Here is a 19,764-nt window from a genome sequence, read left to right on the forward strand (position 1 = left end):
TTATAACGTTGTGTGTATTATTCACTAAGAAGTGGTACTGACGTTATGATGAGTTTTCGTAAATGTAAAAATATATTCAATTATAAAGAAGGAGGAAATTAAATAGCGGAAATGTTATTACGTATAGTGGAAGGATGTATTCGCCTGATTACTGATGGGTGGGTTATATACTATTTTCGAAAGAGACAAGAAAAAATTTAAGGCTTTAATGTTACTTCTTTTATCCGTATTAATTCAAATAGATCTTTAAAGGAGGCATTTTTATGGTTCATGTGGATCTCTTGATAACGAACGCAAACGTTTTGACATTAGATAAAAAAAGTCGTATAGGAGGTTCTGTAGCAGTAAGTAATGGAATCATCATCGGAATCTGGACTGGATTGGAACCTCCGCGCGCGTCCATTGAATATTCCAGCCGGACACAAGTTATCAATTTAAAAGGTGCAACATTGCTTCCTGGCTTTATCGACACCCACAACCATTTATTGATGTATTCCCAGTTTCGAAAACAAGCAAACTGCAGTTCACCCCTTAATCAAAAGATTGAAGATATACAAGCCCGCCTTCTTTCAATCGCCAAACAAACTAAAAAAGAGAATTGGATTTTAGGTTTTGGCTATGATGATACCCTTTTAAAAGAACAAAGGCATCCAACACGGGCTGAATTGGATGCAGTCGTACCAGATCATCCCGTTTTTATCAGGCATGTTTCCGCACACTTCGGAGTGGTAAACTCTGCAGCTCTTAAAATTGCAGGGATTGATGAAACTGTTTTGGACCCTCCTGGTGGACATCTGGGCCGGGATAGTTCAGGGCGACTGAATGGTATATTATATGAGCTGCCTGCTATGAATTTGGTGGAAACGAAGATCCCGGCACCATCTTTGGATTTATTGGTTTCACTATTAAGCGAAGGCTCTAAGGATTACGTAGAAAAAGGCATCACTACAAATACTGATGCCGGTGTAGGGTTAAATATGGGCATAGTTGAACTAGAAGCCCATCTTCAGGCAATGGCAGAAAGAAAAAATCCAATGCGGATGCAATTAATGGTCATGCACAATATCCTACGGGAAGGAAATGAATTAGGAAAATATACAGCAAGTGAACTCAATATGGAGATTATTGAAAAATCATATGGTCGCGCCCGTCTGGATAGTGCTAAGTTGTTTCAAGATGGGTCAATTCAAGGATTAACAGCAGCATTGCGGCAGCCATACCATTGTAATCCTAAAGTTTCCGGTGAATTATTACATGAACAAAAAGAATTCAACGAAGAAGTTCTTGATTTAAATAAAAGGGGTTTTCGCATAACTACACATGGAAATGGAGACAGGGCCATTGGCTCCATTTTAGATGCTTATGAATTCGCATTGAAAAAAAATCCCCGCATAGATCACCGCTATCGAATTGAACATTTGCAAACCGTGACTAGATACGATTTAGAACGAATGAAAAGCCTTGGCATAGCAGGTTCATTTTTCATTAATCACGTGTATTATTGGGGTGATAGGCATAAAAAAATGTTCCTTGGACCTGAAAGAGCCAACGAAATGAACCCGTTAAGAGACGCGCTTCAAAATAACTTGTTATTTACTTTGCATTCCGATTGTCCAGTAACACCCATCTCACCATTATTTTCAGTTTGGGCTGCAGTCAATCGCATTACAATGGGAGGGGAAGTATTAGGACCTGAACAAAGGATAGACGTAGAAAGTGCACTGAGGTCAATGACGATATGGGGTGCGGAAATTAATTTTGATGAAAAGAATACCGGAAGTATCGAGATTGGAAAGAGAGCGGACTTTGTTATTCTTTCAGAAGATCCACTGAAGGTCGATCCATTAGAAATTAAGGATATTCCGGTACTTGCCACTATTGTGGATGGTCAAGTTGTTTACCAAATGGATTGGAGTTTAATAGGTTGAACCTAAGTCGTTTAAAAACACTACCCACTTAGCAAAGTATTCGATAGGAATCGCATACTTAAAAATCTAAGGAAAGGTGGAGAGAATTATGCCTCGCCGAAAATTAGCTGGTATATTCATAGGTGTGATAATTCCATTTCTGGCCATTATAGGCATCGTTCCTTTTATTGCGAAACTTGATTTTAGTGTTCTGGGAATACCCATCCTTTATTTTTGGGTGTTTATGTGGTTTCCACTAACTACCCTTTGTCTTTGTATATCTTGGCATATTTATGATCGTCATCAATATAAAAATGAAAAGATGGGGTAGATAAGGAGGAATGAATAATGGCGGCGATTGTGTTTGGATCTATTATACTCTTATCAATTGGAATCGCATTGAACAGTCGGGGTGGAAGAGGGAAAATTGGTGTTGAAGAATATTTGGTAGGAGGCAGATCATTCAGTGGAATATTGCTATTCTTCCTCGCCGTAGGTGAAATATATAGTATAGGAACGATGATTGGATTTCCAGGAGGAATATACGCCAAAGGTCCGGGATATGGCATCTGGTTTCTAGGTTATATACTTCTTGCTTACCCCATTGGATATTATATGGCCCCTTTAATGTGGAGAGCTGGGAAAAGGTATGGAGCAATGACTCTTCCGGATATATTCAAAGGGCATTACTCCCATAGAGGTTTGGAACTAGTAGTGGCAATTTCCGCATTGCTCTTCATGATCCCATGGGGACAGTTGCAATTTGAGGGACTCGTCGTTGCTCTTGATGCCCTAGGTTTTAATTTATCCCCAACACTGTCAGTCATTGTTTCAGGGTGTTTAGCATTTATTTATATATCGATTTCTGGTGTGAAAGCTCCAGCACTCATTTCTATCCTTAAAGATATAATTATGCTTCTAGCGATCATAATCACTGGGATAGTGGTTATAAAAGAAATTAATGGGGTGTCAAACCTATTCAATTTGGCGGAGCAACATGGGGCGATGGTTACGATAGACAAATCAGAAGATGTCGTTTTTAGCATGACCACTATATTTTTTCAATCATTAGCATTCTATTGCATGCCAATCATCGTTTCTGTCGTATTCACTAGTAAGTCAGAAGGGACAATTAAGCGAACTCAAAGATTCATGCCATTGTACATGTTGATGTATCCTTTTCTCATACTAGCTTCATATTTTGCTCTTGTTTCAATACCTAATTTAGATAATCCCAACCATGCCTTCATGGCAACGGTTACAAGCATCCTTCCTCCTTGGGCAGTCGGTTTGGTAGCTGCTGGGGCAGCTCTTTCAGGTATTTTAGTACTTGCTGTAACTAGTTTGGCAGTTGGAGGTCTCGTTTCCAGGAATTTATTAAGTAATGTTCCTGAAAAATCCCAGAGGAAATGGGTCCAAATTATTGTTCTTCTCTATCTGTTGTGTTCGATGGGGCTAACATTGTTGGCGCCAAGCTTGATGCTGAATTTGATTAACACAGCATATTATGGATTTGGGCAATTCCTGCCTGGATTATTATCGATTTTCTTTTTCCGATCCATAAGACCTGCAGGAATTGCAGCAGGCCTCATTGCAGGGGATCTGTTCGCCATCTGTATGCATTTAGCACAGATGAATTTCTTGAATATTAATATTGGCTTAATTGCTTTATTGATCAACTTCTCAGTTACTTATTCAATTAGTATGTATTTGAAAAGAAAACAGAAACATCAGACCACTTTTGAAGAACCGATCGCCTACAAAAGCATTGAAGTAGAAGAAGCCAATCCAAATAACTCTGCCATTGTCGATTAATAATTATAGTTTTATGCATTTATAATCCTCAATATAATTTCATGTTCCTCATGATAAACGGGTATCCATCAGTGTTCTTGCAAATTAAAACAACAAAAAATGCTAATAAAAATATCAACACCACATTGTTGTCTTTTTACATTTCAAATACGTAAAATATCCCTAAAAAGACCAGGATTTTTTAACTCTAACTTGGATTGCAAAACAGATGCAAAGGGTACTATACCTAAATAGGAATATAGTAATCCAGTTGAGGAGTTGCAGCCATGAAATCCCGAACATTTGCATACATGTTAGCACTATTTCATTCAAGTATTGTCGGCCTATCTTTCTTATTTACGAAAATGGCGATTGCAGAATCGAATCCGCTTGATACTTTGGCGTTCCGATTCACGGTTTCTTTCGCCATCATTTTATTCCTGGTCGCCGTTAAAGTCATTAAGGTGAACTATTCATGGGAGTCGGTTAAAAATCTGATCCCACTATCCTTATTGTTCCCAACTCTTTTCTTTGCCTTTCAAACTTTCGGACTTAAGTATTCGCAATCCACCGATGCTGGAATTCTGTCTGCCGTCACCCCAATTCTAACATTGATGATAGCTGGATATTTCCTGAAGGAGAAAACTTCTTTATTTCAAAAGCTTTCGATTGTTTTGTCTGTAGTCGGGGTCATTTTTATTTTTGTGATGAAGGGGAGCACCATCGATTTTTCCGACATGCTTGGGATGCTATTGATCTTGCTATCCTGTATTGCAACGGCCTGTTACACAACGATGACCCGTTCACTTGCCAAGGACTATACGCCAGGTGAAATGTCCTTTTTCATGATGGGAACAGGCTTTGTCATATTTAACGTGGCTGCGCTCTTCACCCACTTAAAACAAGGAACGATGGCGGAATTCTTTACACCATGGTCGAGCATGGAATTCATCAGTTCCATTTTGTATTTGGGAATATTGGCTTCATTGGTCACTTCGTTATTATCCAATACGATTTTATCAAAAATCAAAGCGTCCCAAATGAGTGTGTTTGCTAACCTTTCCACAGTTGTCACGATAACGGCAGGAACTCTCATTTTAAATGAAAAGATTACCATCTATGATATTTTAGGGTCGATACTAATCATTTTAGGTGTAATAGGCACGAATTATTTTGGTGTGAAGAAAGAGCATTCAATAAAAGTGAAACTGGAATATAATGAAGGGAAAATGTGAATGAAAATGGTCCGTCCCATTAGGGATGGACCATTAAGACTGTAGACAAACTGAAAATCGGGCTGTCTACAGTTTTTTTTATGGCTTGTACAATTTAGTCGTTGATTTCCGCTCCAGACATGCGCTTTTCTAAGCAGGAGTCTCGCACATGCTCCGATCAACTTAGGTATAGCATTTAGATTGAAACTATATCCGAGGAGTTGAAGATATTGCTTTGGGTCAGTTGGTTCGGGAACAACATTTGATGAAAGAAACGTTTTCCGACCCCCTTTTCTAAACAAACTGAATGGTCCATTATCATTTCCACCAACTTGTTTGAGGGAAGTCTGTTGAACCAATCACTACTGGTTCGCCTATTTGTGGTGTGCAAACCTGGACACCAAGATCATTACCTGCTTTTGTTACCCGTTCTATCGGATCTGTCCAGTCATGGAAAGACAAGGTGAACCCAGCCCAATGAATGGGGATCATCCGTTTTCCTTGTACATCGATGTGTGCTTGAACGGTTTCTTCTGGAACCATATGGATGGTTGACCAACGTTCATCATATTGGCCGCATTCCATTAAAGTTATATCAAAAGGTCCGTATTTTTCGCCGATTTCTTTAAAATGGCTGCCATATCCACTATCGCCGCTGAAAAATACCTTTTCTTGTTTTCCATTAATTATCCAAGAACTCCAGAGTGTGGTATTGCCATCACGTAAACTTCTACCAGAAAAATGCCTTGCAGGCGTACAAACAAATTGCAAATCCTTGAATGAAACTTCATCCCACCAATTAAGTTCCTGAATCAGTTCTTGTTTAACGCCCCATCTTTCAAGATGACCACCGACACCTAGTGGGACAATGAACTGACTGACCTTATCTTTTAATTTCTTTATTGAAAAATAATCCAAGTGATCATAGTGATCATGTGAGAGGAGGACGGCATCGATAGGAGGCAGCATATCCAAATTGATAGGGAGATCACCGCTAAATCGCTTGTTCCCAAACCAAGGAAAGGGAGTGGGCGCTTTGCCAAACATGGGATCCACTAAAATGGTTTTCCCATCTAACTCCAACATGAATGCAGAATGACCAAACCAGGTGATTTTATTGGACTTCACAGATGCAGCTTGTTTTGTTCCCATTACAATGGGACGGTCGGGCCTCCTTTTTGGATTAGGTTTAATGAAGTCACGTAAAATGGAACCAGTATGTTTAAGACTCATCGCTTGACTGGCAGGAATCTGATTTTGGAATTTCCCCTTGACAAAATTCTCTTTTGTAGTGAAACTTCTCACTTTTTCTTTGTTTGTCCGTCTTCCAAGTGGAGGATAGAGGTTTAGGAAAAGTAACAATATTATAAAAGAAGAAATGAGAATCTTAATAATTTTCATCATGATAGCTTCCTTCCGTATTAATCAGAACTTTTATTAAAACATATCATATCACAAAATTTATAGGGTTATTTACTATGATGCCCCACTAAAAATATGATTAAGATAAACCATTCCGAGACAAGGGGAATGGAAGGTGAAACATATGATTCATTCATTGTAAACCGACATTGGGAGGAGTGTTTTTTCTCAAGTCTTCTGACAAGTGTTTAAGTTTCACCCGTCTTAGGCAGGGAATAGAGGTATATATAATGAATAATATAGAGAGCGGTATAAGGAATGTAGCAGCCGAAGGGTAGGGTGATAAATCGATTGTTAATGTTTTTCAGGGTCTTTGTATGGGTAGTATTTATTGCTTTATTAGCCTATGTCATTCTTTCTTGGAAATATAAAGACAAGGTAAGTAAAAGGATTGAAGCGATTCGAAAAACCTGGTATATCATTTTTATATTGGGTGCATTGATTTATTGGAATTTCTATCCGATGAGCATTTTTAATGAGTGGAAAAATTTCTTGATTATGGCTATCGTATTCATCCTGATTGATATGTTTGTGTTCTTGAGCATGTATATATCCAAGATTGGCGATAACGAGCTATCCTATGCAACAAAAGCCGTTGCGGAAAGTGACAAACTTTTAACGGATAATAGGGAAAAGGTCAAGAATATGTTTCATCTCCTAAAAAAGGAAGGAATACCTGAGTATTATCAAACGAATAAGGAATATTTGGCTTATTTGAGCATTCTCCTGCAAGCATATGCGGCAAAGGAAGGGATGAACGTGAAAATCCTTCCTTTCAAGACGGAACAGGATAAGCAATTGGTGATAAGTGGGCATCCGAACTTGAATGGCAGTACCATTCGTGCTACATTGGAAAGAGAAGATACGTATTATAATGATGAAGAAAAAATGGCTTTGCAGCCTGTTAGTATTTTGATGGAACCTTATATCCTTGACGTTAAATCGGAAAGCTTCGTTTCAGAAGTCGATTGTTTATTAATAGCATTATTAATCATGATGTTCGATATGGTCATAAAACAAAAACAGGTGGTGAAGGATAAATGAGCATATATGATAAAGCGGGCAATGACGTGTCAGTTGCCGTAATCAAACCACAGGTGAAAATACCCGATGTAGGTTTAAGTCCCCACACTAAAAAAGTGATGAAACAAAACGAACGCATTATCCTGAAACAAAAAGAAAAAGCTGCACGCTTCAGCCGATTAAAAAATGTTTTATAAGAAGGGAAGGGGTTTTTCCTTTCCTTATGATATTTCATGGAGAACCCGCATATACTATTCAAAATCAAAGAATAGGAAGGGTCTTTCAGATTATGAACAAAAAACCCGAGAGAGTTAACATCCCAGTCCCCTCCGCTTCACCATCCGAGAAACGGATACATAAGGGAAATGCTGAGTTGCTCAAGCTTTTACAAAAGCTGAAAGCTAAACGTTGGATTTTTTTAAGGTAAAAGAAAACCAGTCTCCAAGGAGAACTGGTTTTTTTATTTTTCAGATGATCACTGCTGGTGGAAGTATTGAATTTTCTTACGTCCAGACTCTTTAGCCAAATACATGGAACGGTCCGCTTTTTTTAAAAGTGACTCCATTTCCGTACCATTATGAGGATAAAAACTTATTCCTATGCTAGCTGATACAAAATGATCATTTCCATTAATGTGAATGGGCATGGTGGATAAATGCTTCAGTAATAATTCAGCGTTTTGCTGAGTGTTTTTCATTAAATCTTCACAATGCGATGGATGTAATAATACAATGAATTCATCACCTCCGATTCGGGCCACATGACTGCCTTCGGGAACGGTTTGCAAAAAGCATTCCGCTGCCTTTTTGATAACGTCGTCACCAGCATCATGGCCAAAAGAATCATTGAAAAATTTAAAATGATCAAGATCGATGTAAAGAAGGGCCATTTCATCGTTTGTTTTATCTTTATGATATTCGAAATAATTATCAATGAAGTGCCGATTATATAGACCTGACAAAGGATCCCTGATAATCCCTTTTTCAAGAAGTATGGTATGACTAATCAAAGCTGCCAAAGACTTAATGAGTATCAGATCATATTCTTTAAAAACATGGGGTTTAATGTCAAATGCACATAATGTCCCAATGATTTCACCCTCATTTATTAGGGGGACTCCCATAAAACACCCATTCCCTATAAACTCCGTTGCGGGATGGCCACTAGTCAATTCATGTTCCCTCAAATTCGTGATAACGAGTGGTTCCAAACCATTCTCAATAACTAATTTGCAATAAACCATATTATAAGGAAGGATGTCACCTTCACAAATCAACTCTGCATTTCTATTGAAGGATTTGATCATAAAACTCTGGATGGGATTCAATAAAGAAAGGAAGAATGTATTGACCTCAATGGTTTGAGCTAATAGTGCTAATACTTCTTTAGCGATAGAATCGAAATTTTTATAATAGTTGATATCTTGCTGAATCATTCTCAGGCTCCTCTTTTATCTATAGTCTTTTTAGTTTTCCGGATGTTATTTTCATATTGAACGACAAAGACACAAAAGCGGAATCTGAATACCGTGACAGTAGTCGGGTTTTCCACTAAACTCAATTAAGGGGTCGGATTCGTTTTATCGTTGAATCTGTAAACGAAAAAGTTAAAAAATTGACCTTTACTTTATTTTCGGCATTTTTTTAATATCATTAAATTTTCATTCGCCGGATTATCAACCAGCTAAATTTCTGTATCCGTTTCTGGATTTCCGGGATGGGTATCACTTCATGATCCATGCCTAAGGCAATGATCAGTCCATTCATCATGCATTATACTGTAAATGAAATGGGAAGAGTACCTTTGATGTGCATGCTTTTTTCTAATTTGCCCTGGAGCGTTCGAATGTAAAGCAACTTGGCATTCCTGCACCTGAGGGTACATGAATTTAGATAAAACGGATGTGTCGCGCTCATTTATAAAAAAAATTTGGGGAGGATAAAAGCAAGCAATAAAGTACATATTGGATAATTCAAAAGGGGATCATTATGGGAAAATTAGATAGTATATATCCTATTGCTATAGAGAATACAAAGGAAAAAATAATCCAGGATATGGATTTTTATTTAGAGAATCAAGAGACGATGCCTTCTTATTCAGCTTATATATCAGACAGGACGACTTTTATTGAGCAAATTTGGATAAATGTTTGGCTAAATAAAGCATCAAACGATGTGCCAAGAAAGGAAAAAAAGGCGTTTTTAAGCGAAAGGGGATTTGTAACGGAAGGTTCAGATCATAAACTGATCAATAGCATGTTCCGGAACGAATTAAAGAAGTATCGCCCGTTTGATGGCTTAACGTGGATTAAAAAAACCTTTGCTGATAATCAAGAAGATTGGGAGAAGAGATATAAAAATGCAAGGGAAAAATTCTTTAGGCGACAAGAAGAACAACGGCTTGCCAAGCAGCGCTGGAAGATACGCGCAAGACTGCAAGAAGAGGCCAATGGCTTTTTTGAAAGTAACTCACTTTTTTTATATTTACATGTCAGGTATTATATTGCTGGAGTTTTGGCAAAAGATCTTAAGAATAAGCCTAAATTCCAATATGTCGATCCATACTTGCTTGAAGAACAGTTGGTTGAAGAGGGAGGCTTTCAAGCTGCCGAATACCTAATGGTCACTGATTTTTTTGAAGAACTGACAGGCGATATTCACTCATTGATCGGTTGGGGAAGGAACCGTTATGAATATGAAAATTACTTCTACAGGTATGAAAGATTAGTTTCGGATTTCATAATGGAATTAGCCCCTGGCAAATACTTGCAACATCTATCTGCTGCACTGCATCATGATTTTTTTGAGTCATATGGGGAAAGGCTGACGGTTGATGCCCTTAAGGGTATACTAAGCGATGAATTGGCTGATTTGTCTCAGTCCTGTTTCGATGAACTTCAGGAAGAATACCTTTCTGATTTACTGAAGCTTGAAGGAATTCCTTTTAATGAAACATTGCACGAAGAAATATACGAAAAAGACGTGGAGAACAGGGAGAGAAGAAAAGCTGAAGTATTGGCAGAGCAAGCCAAGAAGCTGGCAGAAGAGCAAAGGATGATCGATGACATCATCGGTAAGGCCTATACTCCATCATTAGGAAAAAAAGTAAGATATGTTTTGCATATCGGAGAAACCAATACAGGGAAGACGCATAAGGCCCTAGAGAAAATGAAAGAGGCGGAAAGCGGTTTGTATCTAGCTCCCCTAAGACTGTTGGCCCTTGAGGTATTTGATAAATTAAATGCGGACGGTGTACCTTGTACATTAAAAACCGGTGAAGAAGAAAAGGCGGTTGAGGGAGCTAAACATGTCTCCAGCACCGTTGAAATGTTTCATGAGAAAGACTACCATGAAGTAATCGTAATAGATGAGGCCCAAATGATTGCCGATAAAGATCGAGGTTTTTCATGGTTCAGGGCAATCACGCAAGCAAATGCGAAAGAAGTACACATTATCGGGAGCAATAATATCAAAATGATGCTTCTTAACCTTCTGAATGAAGCTGATTTAGAACTCCACGAATACAGACGGGAAATACCGCTTGAGGTAGAACAAAGGGAGTTTGGACTGAAGTATACAAAAAAAGGGGATGCCCTCATTTGTTTTTCGAGAAGGCAGGTACTGGAAACCGCGTCCCGGTTAAAAGAGAGCGGACATAACGTCAGCATGATATACGGCAGTATGCCTCCTGAAAATAGAAAACGGCAAATAGAGTTATTCAATCGTGGTGAAACATCAGTTGTCGTTGCCACCGATGCGATTGGAATGGGATTGAACTTGCCAATACGCCGCATCGTCTTTCTTGAAAATGAAAAATTCGACGGGACACGGAGAAGAAGATTGACTTCTCAAGAAATCAAACAAATCGCAGGTCGAGCGGGTAGAAAAGGAATTTATGACACGGGAAAGGTAGCATTTACAGCAGAGATCAAAATCATGAATAAGTTGCTGGAACAGGTAGATGAACCAGTTCAAACCTTCACTATCGCCCCAACCTCTGCTGTGTTTGAACGTTTTCAAAAATATTACCGGAACCTAGGGACATTTTTCGAAATGTGGGAGAGGTTTGAGCCTCCTAAAGGCACAAAAAAGGCATCTCTATCGGAAGAAAGGGAGCTTTACGAACTTATAAGGGATACTGAAATCGAAGCGCGTTTCTCTTTAATGGATTTATATGGTTTCCTGCATATTCCTTTTTCGGCAAAAGAACCGAGTTTGATCAGACAGTGGCTGGAAACGGTCGAAGCGATTGCCGAGAACAGTGACCTTCCTGAACCGATCATCAAGACTAGAAATCTGGAGGAATTGGAGCTATCTTATAAAGCGATAGGTCTTCATTTACTATTTTTATATCGGATGGGTAAGCGGACGGAAGCTGTTTATTGGGAGCGTATCCGTGAAGAAATCAGTGATGGCGTTCATGATCATTTAAAAGACGAAATGTTGAATTATCAAAAAAAATGCAAGCGCTGTGGAAAAAGGCTTCCGGATGACTCGCGTTTTCATATATGTGATGCTTGTTATCATAAAGGGCTTAGAAAGACGCACAGATACAATTAACCGAATTGTATTGATAGTAATAACCCGAATGCGACATTCGGGTTATTGGCAGTTGTATAAATCACTTTGTCGTTTGTTTCGATTTAGCTATAAGTGCTGCTTGCAGCTTCATTCGTTTATCAGCTTTCTTATCATGCACCACTAAGATTGCATGAATTAAACCAGGGACATAGAAAAATAGTGTGAGTACCAGATTAAACACTGCCTGGATGGGTTTACCGGCTAAAAATACGGCTAATGGAGGGAAAAGAATCGCAATTAAATAAAGAATGGTGAACACTCTCCAATAAAATGATTTTTATCTGTCGATTACGGTTTGCTTTTTTCTTTTGGCTGTTTTCGCATACTTTGTTGCTATTTACCAAGTAAAGCGGTGTGGTTGATTTCCCCAGATGCTCGCTTTCCGCGGGGCGGGCCGGTGAGCCTCCTCAGCGTAAACGCCTGTGCTCCCGCAGGAGTCTCGCATTTGCACTCCAATCAACCTTAAATCGTTTAGTTTTTAAAAACAACAATCTTTACGAAAAGAGCCTTTCTTTTTAATGATTTTTTTATTCTAAAACAAATGCTTTACTTGAGTCGAGAAGTAATTAGGTTACTGAAGTTCCATTTTCCTGATGTTATCTCTTGCTAGCGCCTTGATAAATATATGCTCAAGAGCCGGATTCATACCAACTGAGCATTCTGACACTATAAAGCAGTCTTTTAACTCCCGATGAAGACAGGAAGAATATGGCTAATCATCGTTTTTCCGATAGCGGTCAGTGTAAAGCCAGGTTTTATGTTAGAATAATCAGAATACTACTTGTGGAAAGCGGGAGATCCATGAAAAAAAAGATAGGCTGTTTGCATGCACATCATACAAATATAGAATACATAGAAACCGCATTCTCGAACTTCGATATTGAATGGCTTCATTTCGTAGATCCGGGATTGGTGCAACGGGTGTCAACGGATAAAAATTTTAAGCATTCGGATGCTCAAAAAAGGGTTAAACAACAAGTAGAATGGATTGCCGAATGTAAAGTGGATGCCATTTTGATAACCTGTACAAACTACATCGCCTTTTTAAACGAAGAGCAGCTATCCTTACCCATGCCTATCATTAAAATTGATGAACCATATTTTGAGCAAATTTGCCAATTGCAGCAACCGCAGATGATATTATTCACGAACCCTGCCACTGTTGAAGGAACAGTCAAACGTTTAAATGCTCATGCTGAAAAATATGGGGCTGTGGATTTTGAAGTTATCCTCATCGACGATGCCTTTGAATTCATTATGCAGGGATTTGGAGAGAGGTATAATGAGGAAATTTTGAACTTCCTATACCAGTTTAATAACGAAAATAGACCACTGTCGGTGGCTCAACTATCAATGGTCGAAGCAGCAAAGAGATATGAACTTCAGACAGGAATGACAGTTTTAAATCCATTGAATGCATTAGTTGATTCCATGATCGTTCAACTAAAACTACGTTCATCGAGTGGTCTTTGAATCAAAGATTTCTGGTGCCGCATGAATGGAATGATTTTTCTTTGTATATGTAGAAAATAAAAAGATCCTTGCATGATCTGGTTAAATCCCAGTGCAGGGATTTTTTTATTATTCCTTTGTGCGGATTTGTTCACGGATGTTTTCAAGTTCTTCAAGGGATAGAGCTGTCAGGGAATTTTTTATTTCTTCTTCGACCCGTTTTCGATCAAGCTCCCTATATTCGCTCCACCAATCCCGCAGCCCTTCGGTGTTTTCGAGAAGATACTCTATATCAATTTCTTCTTGCTCATCATCTGATAAATATCGCATGACCGCACCTAATAATCGATTGAGTTTGGCTACTTCACTTTCCTTATCAGGTGAAGCGGGGGTATCTTTCACTTCTAAATCATCTTTAGCCGGAACATTACGAGGTGTCATAATATCCTCCTGTTTTTAATACTAGTGTGCCTAAAAATGGCGGTTTTCAATATGAATTTTTCGTATTTTTACAAATTTCATTTGTAAAGTATTTATTTATATTAAAAAAATTTCAACATAAACCTCGCTAGAATATATAGAGTCTATCATCATCCTTAAATAGGTTTAATAAAGTAATGGCTAGGTAAGGGGGGAAGTATAAATAAAAGGAATAGCTTAGTGCTATTCCTTACATCAAGCGGCTAATTTTCTGCATTCTTCTGCACATCTAAAGCATGCTTCAGCACATTTTTGACAATGTTCATGATCGTGTTTTTTACATTCGTTTCCGCAGCTTTCACAAATCTGGGCACATACTGCAGCCAACTCTGAAATAAACGGTGTACCTCTTCCTATCGCCTGTTCTAAATAAGAGCAAATATCCGCACATTCCCGATCCAAGCGAATGCACTCCACCATCATATTGACATGATCTTCTTTTAAGCATGCATCATAACAATGATTACACGCGGTCATACAATCATTTAAAGTTTGGATAACAGATGAATAATTCTCATGTGACATGAACAAATCTCCTCCTGTAATATGGCCACTCCCTTATTATTATCCTATAAACTTCCCCTTTAAACTTCTAATAGGATAAGGTGAATGGTTCTTCTAAAAACTGACTGGACAAGTGAAGGACTTTAGGGAATTAATGGAAGGGGTAGTGCATAAATTTAAATGAAAGGAGTGGATATATGAAAATGTTCATTAAATTAAGTGTGGCCAGTGTTTCCGGAGCCGTCGTGTATTTGATATATAATGTCAACCAGACGCTGCGTAAAGGAATGGGAACGCTCGAAGAAACAAATAAGACATTGGAAGAGGTAAGGAATGCTGTACATGGATTGACGCAAGAGTCCAAACAATTGATCCACTCTGCCACTCAAATTACAGCGGATGTTAAAGGGAAGATGGAAAATGTCGATCCATTGCTGGAATCAGCTCAAGATGTTGGGGAAATGATTCACAACGTAACCAATTCCATGAAAGAAGCGAGTTTGGAGGGCAGCCCTAAGGATTTATCCACTCCGACAGTTCCTTCAACTCGAACTGAAGCTGAGGGGGTTCAAATAATAATCAAATAGTATCATCATTTATCATCAAAGAAACAGGCACCCCGGGATTCACTAACCTATTTAAAGCAATCGTTTCTACTATTTAATTTAGAGGGGGAGCTTTATCTTGATAATTCAATATAGTGTGGCAGCGATCGCTTTAGCCTTCATTTGGTTGGTCGTATTTTTAATCAGTACTCTTCAAAAGGGAATGGTCACGATAGGAGAAGCCAATCAAACATTGGCGGAGGTGAGAAATGCCATCCACGATTTGTCCGGTGAATCGAAACAGCTATTGCAAACTGCAAATGAAATCACCGACGATGTAAAAACTAAAATGAAAACGGTTGAACCATTATTGGATTCTGCTCAGGATGTTGGTGAAGCGATACATTCAGTTACAGACTCTGTTAAAAAAGCCACTAACGGTTTCCGTACAGAGTTTACCCCCAAAAAAATCAATGCTATCAAACCCAAAAACCAATTCAGATAAAAAGAATATATTAAAAAATGAAAGACACTGCCCGGATTTGGAGTGTCTTTTTTGATGGTATGTATAATAGCTGTAGTCTTATGCTTTATATGGATATCGTCAGTGGTTTATATCTATAAGACCCATTTCTCTCATACAGATTTCTTTACACTCTGTATGAGAATATGGAACAAACATAAATTCTGTATGGAATATAGGACAAGCTATTATTTTTCTGTCCTGTCACCTGCAGCATGACTGGATGTTTTTGAGTCATTGGAATGTTTGACGCCTTTACTTACATATGGTTTCGCGCTTTTTTTCTTGTTGGCACTTGTTTTCCAACGATTCCAGCCTTTCTTGCCCGTTCCAGTGCCCGTACCTTTACCCGTTCCACTCTTAGCCTTCGCTTTACTCATGAAATCACTCCATTACAATTCTATGGTTAGTTTAAACCATTTTACTTGATTATTACCCAAGTATGTTGAAATATACAGTAACGAAGGTGATATGTACAGGGAAAGGCTCAATATTTTTAATCTTGATCGTAATAAACCAATGACAGCAAGGATTTTTGCCTCACTTTATCGATATGGATCTTGATTTCGTCAGTAAGATGCTTATGCCGATTTTCTTGCAAATGGTCAAGTAGTGCATGAAAGTTAATAATACAGCCCCTGTATTCATGCCTAAAATGATTCCTCCCATATTAAGAGAAGCTTGAGACCCTAGGATATACATCATTAAAAAGGCAACAATATGGGACCATACGGTATGGATGAAAGCATCCTTCACTAAACCCAGGCCGATGAGATAAGCTTGCATGGGAATGACAAAAAAATGAAAAAGGAAATAAGGACATAATAATTTTAAATAGTATGCGGCAGATGTTGAAGAAAAAAAGAGGGAGGTCAAAGGTTCCGCAAAGAAGTAAATGAAAATCACAGCTGGAACTCCATATAATACGGTGAAAGACATCGATTTTTGCAATAAAACCCTCAATTTTTCCTTATCCTGCTTCTTGTATGCATTCGAAACATTCGGAATGAGCATGATCATTAAGGAATGCGCGATAAAGGCCGGAAAGAAGCCAATCGTCATCGCAACCCCAGTCAGCATCCCAAAATGCTCTGTAGCCACTACCGCACCGAATCCTGCCGAGAGAAGGGCAGTATGGATCAAAAAAGGTTGGATGGCATTCGTTATCGCATGAAAGATCCTTAACCCCATGGTAGGCAGCGAAACTTCCAATAACTTTTGTCGTGCATGTTTACCGGTTGTCCGCGAGTTCGTACCGCGCCTCATGATTCGCATTTGAAGAATCAAAAGGTTGATCAAGTATAGAAAAACGAGGAATTCACTGCCAATCAAAACAAAAAAGGCCATCAATAATGACTTTTCCTGGTTAAAATGAAATAAATTAAATATGAGGAAAAGCAAACCGAATTGAATGATATCTTTTAAAAAGTTGGATAAGGCAATCTTCCCCATTTGTTGGACACCCATGAAATAGCCCCTAGCAATCGATGAAAAGGAAACTATGGGGATCAATGTGATGAGCAGCCATTTAATATAGGGGTGGTATCTGTCCATTATGGATGAGAAGGAAAGTATGAAAGGCATGACTATACACATTACCAATACGACGACCGCAGCCATTTTAAGTGCATGAATGATAAGATTATAATGCATTGCCTGTTTATTTTCCGCAACGAATTTTGAAATGGAAATATGTAATTCAAGGCTGGCAATCACATATATCAAAAAGAAAATTGGCAATATGGACATATAAAGCCCCATGCCCTCTTCGTGTAATTCCCTGGCCAGGAGCATGTTCACTAAAAATTCGATACATTCACCAAAGAACGCTGCGACAATCAAAATGAGCGTTCCTTTATAAAAAGACTTCATGTTGGCCCACTCCTAACAAGGTGTTTGTATAAAGATATGAGACATGCCATGGAATATTCATGTGGAACTGCATATCCCGGCGATACAATATGCGGTCATGCCTAGGGGAATCCTTAATAATCGTTGTTGTAAGATAAAAAATAAAATCGGGGTTAGGTTGGGTAATTGATTGAAATCGATTGGTTTCATTCATTTGTTATTGGGAAATCCACATGAAAGACTTCATGGGTGATATTCCAAACAAAGTCATGTTTTTGTCATGTTCCCTTTGGTCGAAAGTGTCAGGGGAAGCATGAACATAAGACCGGGACTTGAATTTCGCTTTGAAATTCATGCTTTATTTTGCTATCCTTTAGCAGAGGGGATGATCTATATGAAATTCACATCTATTAGTCAATCAAATATAGATGAATTGTGCATTGCGTTTGAAAGTTGTCTTACGAAACATGATATTACATTTAAATATGTAGATATGACGGTAGATAACGGAATCATATCGTTTATTTTTTGTAATGATCCGGAAAATGCGAGATCGGTCGACATGGAAAGTGAACGTTTTATTGGATTGGATACGGATTACATAGCCAAGGAAATTTTAGAGCCTATCCTGCCTAGATTAAAGGAATATGCACAAAATAAAATCATCGATTAAGATGATTTTTTTTGTTTTGATACATGTTTTTATTGTCCAAATGGAACTGGAAATTTAACTTCCTATTATATGCGTATTATCATAACAGGGAGATGATATTTCATTGATCGGAAAGTGTATAGTTAGGGGAATTAAAAAAGGCCGGAAGGGAAAAGGAAGAATTAATAAAAAGGTTACCATTGGATAGCTTTGCAGGAAACGGCGTTTAAATAGAAGAAAAACCCTTGGTTGAATACATCCAGGGTTTTTCTTCTTTGAAAAGCCATCTTTATGAATTGTAAAGATCGCTTTTCACCATTTTCACTCAACTCCTCAGCCTTCAGGATCAAATGACCATTTTTTTGCCGGCATTTAATTCAACTTCCTGCTTGGGAGTTTCTATGGTCTTGTTTTTCTTCACTCTTAAATGATAAACCGCATAACATCCAAGGAAGAATGTTCCCCCGCAATAAAGGGCCATTCGCTGCTCAGGAACAAATGCAAGACTGATCATGACGATACAGTTTGCTAGTAAAGCAAGAATGGGGATGAATGGATATAGCGGAACTTTGAATTTCAGATTTTCTATCTTTCCGCCTTGGCGGGTATAGGATTTTCTAAAAGCAAGAAGACTGGCCGATATGGCAATCCAGCCAATTTGTGCACCTAATCCTGCAAGGGAGAGAAGAAAGACAAATATTGTTTTGGCAGCTACTACACTTGAAAGTAAAGACAAACCGGCAATTGCAAGGGTAATAAGCAAGGCATTAAGCGGAATCCCTCTCTTATTCACCAAACCGAGCTTCGGACTTGCCATACCTTCCCTAGAGAGCGAATAGAGCATACGTGTCGCAGCATAAAGACCGGAGTTCGCCACTGACAATAGTGCTGTAAGAATGATGAAGTTCATGATGTCAGCTGCATACGGAACTCCGATACTATCTAGTACAACAACGAATGGACTTTCTGAGATGCTGGCTTTTTCCCTTGGAATCATCGCCGATAATACAGTGACAGAAAGAACAAAGAAGAAAAGGGTTCTCCAAACGGTTTGTTTGATGGACCTTGGGATGACCTTTTCCGGGTTTTCACTTTCTCCAGCGGCAATTCCGATTAATTCTGTGCCCTGGAAGGAAAAGTTCACTGTAATCATTGTGATTAGCAGGGCCGATATCCCATTGGGGAAAAGACCCTCAGCTAAAAAGTTGGAGAAAAATGGAGCTTCTTGTCCGCCTTTCATATCAATCATTCCAAACATGGCAGCACCGCCAACGATGATGAACAGAATGATGGCCAATACTTTTATGCTGGAAAAAACAAACTCCGATTCGCCAAATGCTTTTGCTGATAAGGCGTTGAGTGAAAATATGAGAAAAGCAAAGATTGCACACCACATCCAAACGGGTGATTCGGGAAACCATCTTTGCATAAGCTGTCCTGCTGCCAAAAACTCTAAAGCAACTGTAACGGCCCAACCTAACCAGTAAAGCCATCCGATGGCAAACCCGGTTCCAGGACCGATGAACTTAGTCGCATATGTCTGAAACGAACCGGAAACAGGCATGGCAACGGATAGTTCACCTAGACAAAGCATCGTTAAATACATGATGAAGCCGCCGACTATGTAAGAGAGGATAGCACCGAATGCTCCTGCTTCATGAATGGTATAGCCTGAACCAATGAAAAAGCCCGTACCAATACATCCCCCTATTGAAATCATAAATAAATGTCTTGCTTTCATGCTCCGTTTTAATTCATTTGGTTGATTTTCTGCTGTTTTCATTGAAAAACTCCTTTACCTGATGGTGCAAACGGTT

The 19,764-nt window shown here is 38.7% G+C and carries 19 protein-coding genes; 11 read left to right on the forward strand and 8 right to left on the reverse strand.

Annotated elements, in window-relative coordinates; all coding sequences use genetic code 11:
• Positions 1 to 263 precede the first annotated feature (263 nt).
• The 4 genes from JNUCC41_RS21305 (at position 264) to JNUCC41_RS21320 (ending at position 4,936) form a co-directional block, all read left to right on the forward strand.
• The gene (locus JNUCC41_RS21305; protein WP_192204726.1) at positions 264 to 1,928 is read left to right on the forward strand and encodes an amidohydrolase; all 1,665 of its coding nucleotides are present in this window, start codon (positions 264 to 266) and stop codon (positions 1,926 to 1,928) included.
• A gap of 88 nt (positions 1,929 to 2,016) precedes the next feature.
• Positions 2,017 to 2,238 (forward strand): DUF3311 domain-containing protein, encoded by a 222-nt coding sequence (locus JNUCC41_RS27395; protein WP_192204727.1) that lies wholly within the window; start codon positions 2,017 to 2,019, stop codon positions 2,236 to 2,238.
• A 17-nt stretch (positions 2,239 to 2,255) separates the two neighbouring features.
• Positions 2,256 to 3,722: a sodium:solute symporter family protein gene (locus tag JNUCC41_RS21315; RefSeq protein WP_192204728.1), complete on the forward strand. Its 1,467-nt coding sequence runs from the start codon at positions 2,256 to 2,258 to the stop codon at positions 3,720 to 3,722.
• A gap of 266 nt (positions 3,723 to 3,988) precedes the next feature.
• On the forward strand, positions 3,989 to 4,936 hold the full coding sequence (locus JNUCC41_RS21320) for a DMT family transporter (RefSeq protein WP_192204729.1): 948 nt from the start codon (positions 3,989 to 3,991) through the stop codon (positions 4,934 to 4,936).
• Between the two features lie 297 nt (positions 4,937 to 5,233).
• Here JNUCC41_RS21320 and JNUCC41_RS21325 read toward each other — a convergent pair whose 3' ends face one another.
• Positions 5,234 to 6,319, reverse strand: coding sequence for an MBL fold metallo-hydrolase (locus JNUCC41_RS21325; RefSeq protein WP_342615711.1), 1,086 nt, complete (start codon positions 6,317 to 6,319; stop codon positions 5,234 to 5,236).
• 315 nt (positions 6,320 to 6,634) lie between these two features.
• Here JNUCC41_RS21325 and JNUCC41_RS21330 point away from each other — a divergent pair, with 315 nt between their 5' ends.
• Together JNUCC41_RS21330 and JNUCC41_RS21335 are read left to right on the forward strand one after the other, a co-directional pair.
• Positions 6,635 to 7,381: a type II toxin-antitoxin system SpoIISA family toxin gene (locus JNUCC41_RS21330; RefSeq protein WP_228467687.1), complete on the forward strand. Its 747-nt coding sequence runs from the start codon at positions 6,635 to 6,637 to the stop codon at positions 7,379 to 7,381.
• Positions 7,378 to 7,557, forward strand: a complete 180-nt coding sequence (locus tag JNUCC41_RS21335) for a hypothetical protein (RefSeq protein WP_076369116.1) — start codon at positions 7,378 to 7,380, stop codon at positions 7,555 to 7,557. The genes JNUCC41_RS21330 and JNUCC41_RS21335 overlap by 4 nt, the downstream gene beginning before the upstream one ends.
• 278 nt (positions 7,558 to 7,835) lie before the next feature.
• Here the strand turns inward: JNUCC41_RS21335 and JNUCC41_RS21340 are convergent, their stop codons facing one another.
• On the reverse strand, positions 7,836 to 8,795 hold the full coding sequence (locus JNUCC41_RS21340) for a sensor domain-containing diguanylate cyclase (RefSeq protein ID WP_192204731.1): 960 nt from the start codon (positions 8,793 to 8,795) through the stop codon (positions 7,836 to 7,838).
• Positions 8,796 to 9,348: 553 nt separating this feature from the next.
• Here JNUCC41_RS21340 and JNUCC41_RS21345 point away from each other — a divergent pair.
• The gene (locus JNUCC41_RS21345) at positions 9,349 to 11,919 is read left to right on the forward strand and encodes a helicase-related protein (RefSeq protein WP_192204732.1); all 2,571 of its coding nucleotides are present in this window, start codon (positions 9,349 to 9,351) and stop codon (positions 11,917 to 11,919) included.
• A gap of 61 nt (positions 11,920 to 11,980) precedes the next feature.
• On the opposite strand, the gene JNUCC41_RS21350 is transcribed toward JNUCC41_RS21345, so the two are convergent.
• A complete protein-coding gene (locus JNUCC41_RS21350; protein ID WP_192208270.1) occupies positions 11,981 to 12,190 on the reverse strand; it encodes a YqaE/Pmp3 family membrane protein in 210 nt (69 codons plus the stop codon).
• Positions 12,191 to 12,741: 551 nt separating this feature from the next.
• Between JNUCC41_RS21350 and JNUCC41_RS21355 the strand changes: the two genes are divergently transcribed.
• The gene (locus tag JNUCC41_RS21355; RefSeq protein WP_192204733.1) at positions 12,742 to 13,413 is read left to right on the forward strand and encodes a hypothetical protein; all 672 of its coding nucleotides are present in this window, start codon (positions 12,742 to 12,744) and stop codon (positions 13,411 to 13,413) included.
• A 108-nt stretch (positions 13,414 to 13,521) separates the two neighbouring features.
• Here JNUCC41_RS21355 and JNUCC41_RS21360 read toward each other — a convergent pair whose 3' ends face one another.
• Positions 13,522 to 13,833: a hypothetical protein gene (locus JNUCC41_RS21360; RefSeq protein ID WP_192204734.1), complete on the reverse strand. Its 312-nt coding sequence runs from the start codon at positions 13,831 to 13,833 to the stop codon at positions 13,522 to 13,524.
• Between the two features lie 234 nt (positions 13,834 to 14,067).
• Positions 14,068 to 14,397, reverse strand: coding sequence for a four-helix bundle copper-binding protein (locus JNUCC41_RS21365; RefSeq protein WP_192204735.1), 330 nt, complete (start codon positions 14,395 to 14,397; stop codon positions 14,068 to 14,070).
• 176 nt (positions 14,398 to 14,573) lie between these two features.
• Here JNUCC41_RS21365 and JNUCC41_RS21370 point away from each other — a divergent pair, with 176 nt between their 5' ends.
• Complete coding sequence (locus tag JNUCC41_RS21370; protein ID WP_192204736.1) at positions 14,574 to 14,963, forward strand: DUF948 domain-containing protein; 390 nt, start codon at positions 14,574 to 14,576, stop codon at positions 14,961 to 14,963.
• A 97-nt stretch (positions 14,964 to 15,060) separates the two neighbouring features.
• The gene (locus JNUCC41_RS21375) at positions 15,061 to 15,426 is read left to right on the forward strand and encodes a DUF948 domain-containing protein (protein ID WP_192204737.1); all 366 of its coding nucleotides are present in this window, start codon (positions 15,061 to 15,063) and stop codon (positions 15,424 to 15,426) included.
• A gap of 206 nt (positions 15,427 to 15,632) precedes the next feature.
• Here JNUCC41_RS21375 and JNUCC41_RS21380 read toward each other — a convergent pair whose 3' ends face one another.
• Both JNUCC41_RS21380 and JNUCC41_RS21385 read right to left on the reverse strand, forming a co-directional pair.
• The gene (locus JNUCC41_RS21380; RefSeq protein ID WP_192204738.1) at positions 15,633 to 15,824 is read right to left on the reverse strand and encodes a DUF3934 family protein; all 192 of its coding nucleotides are present in this window, start codon (positions 15,822 to 15,824) and stop codon (positions 15,633 to 15,635) included.
• 160 nt (positions 15,825 to 15,984) lie between these two features.
• Complete coding sequence (locus tag JNUCC41_RS21385) at positions 15,985 to 17,316, reverse strand: polysaccharide biosynthesis protein (protein WP_192204739.1); 1,332 nt, start codon at positions 17,314 to 17,316, stop codon at positions 15,985 to 15,987.
• Between the two features lie 373 nt (positions 17,317 to 17,689).
• Between JNUCC41_RS21385 and JNUCC41_RS21390 the strand changes: the two genes are divergently transcribed.
• Complete coding sequence (locus JNUCC41_RS21390; RefSeq protein WP_192204740.1) at positions 17,690 to 17,968, forward strand: hypothetical protein; 279 nt, start codon at positions 17,690 to 17,692, stop codon at positions 17,966 to 17,968.
• A 325-nt stretch (positions 17,969 to 18,293) separates the two neighbouring features.
• Here the strand turns inward: JNUCC41_RS21390 and JNUCC41_RS21395 are convergent, their stop codons facing one another.
• Positions 18,294 to 19,730 carry an amino acid permease gene (locus JNUCC41_RS21395; protein ID WP_192204741.1) on the reverse strand — a complete coding sequence of 479 codons (1,437 nt, stop codon included), beginning with the start codon at positions 19,728 to 19,730 and terminating at the stop codon, positions 18,294 to 18,296.
• Positions 19,731 to 19,764: the final 34 nt, after the last annotated feature.

The organism is Brevibacillus sp. JNUCC-41 (assembly GCF_014844095.1).
Taxonomy (GTDB): domain Bacteria; phylum Bacillota; class Bacilli; order Bacillales; family DSM-1321; genus Peribacillus; species Peribacillus aracenensis.

Bases quoted from the DNA above. Each gene is read 5' to 3' on its own strand.
- JNUCC41_RS21305 (WP_192204726.1), top strand. From the start codon at position 264: ATGGTTCATGTGGATCTCTTGATAACGAACGCAAACGTTTTGACATTA.
- JNUCC41_RS27395 (WP_192204727.1), top strand. From the start codon at position 2,017: ATGCCTCGCCGAAAATTAGCTGGTATATTCATAGGTGTGATAATTCCA.
- JNUCC41_RS21315 (WP_192204728.1), top strand. From the start codon at position 2,256: ATGGCGGCGATTGTGTTTGGATCTATTATACTCTTATCAATTGGAATC.
- JNUCC41_RS21320 (WP_192204729.1), top strand. From the start codon at position 3,989: ATGAAATCCCGAACATTTGCATACATGTTAGCACTATTTCATTCAAGT.
- JNUCC41_RS21325 (WP_342615711.1), bottom strand. From the start codon at position 6,319: ATGATGAAAATTATTAAGATTCTCATTTCTTCTTTTATAATATTGTTA.
- JNUCC41_RS21330 (WP_228467687.1), top strand. From the start codon at position 6,635: ATGTTTTTCAGGGTCTTTGTATGGGTAGTATTTATTGCTTTATTAGCC.
- JNUCC41_RS21335 (WP_076369116.1), top strand. From the start codon at position 7,378: ATGAGCATATATGATAAAGCGGGCAATGACGTGTCAGTTGCCGTAATC.
- JNUCC41_RS21340 (WP_192204731.1), bottom strand. From the start codon at position 8,795: ATGATTCAGCAAGATATCAACTATTATAAAAATTTCGATTCTATCGCT.
- JNUCC41_RS21345 (WP_192204732.1), top strand. From the start codon at position 9,349: ATGGGAAAATTAGATAGTATATATCCTATTGCTATAGAGAATACAAAG.
- JNUCC41_RS21355 (WP_192204733.1), top strand. From the start codon at position 12,742: ATGAAAAAAAAGATAGGCTGTTTGCATGCACATCATACAAATATAGAA.
- JNUCC41_RS21360 (WP_192204734.1), bottom strand. From the start codon at position 13,833: ATGACACCTCGTAATGTTCCGGCTAAAGATGATTTAGAAGTGAAAGAT.
- JNUCC41_RS21365 (WP_192204735.1), bottom strand. From the start codon at position 14,397: ATGTCACATGAGAATTATTCATCTGTTATCCAAACTTTAAATGATTGT.
- JNUCC41_RS21370 (WP_192204736.1), top strand. From the start codon at position 14,574: ATGAAAATGTTCATTAAATTAAGTGTGGCCAGTGTTTCCGGAGCCGTC.
- JNUCC41_RS21380 (WP_192204738.1), bottom strand. From the start codon at position 15,824: ATGAGTAAAGCGAAGGCTAAGAGTGGAACGGGTAAAGGTACGGGCACT.
- JNUCC41_RS21385 (WP_192204739.1), bottom strand. From the start codon at position 17,316: ATGAAGTCTTTTTATAAAGGAACGCTCATTTTGATTGTCGCAGCGTTC.
- JNUCC41_RS21390 (WP_192204740.1), top strand. From the start codon at position 17,690: ATGAAATTCACATCTATTAGTCAATCAAATATAGATGAATTGTGCATT.
- JNUCC41_RS21395 (WP_192204741.1), bottom strand. From the start codon at position 19,730: ATGAAAACAGCAGAAAATCAACCAAATGAATTAAAACGGAGCATGAAA.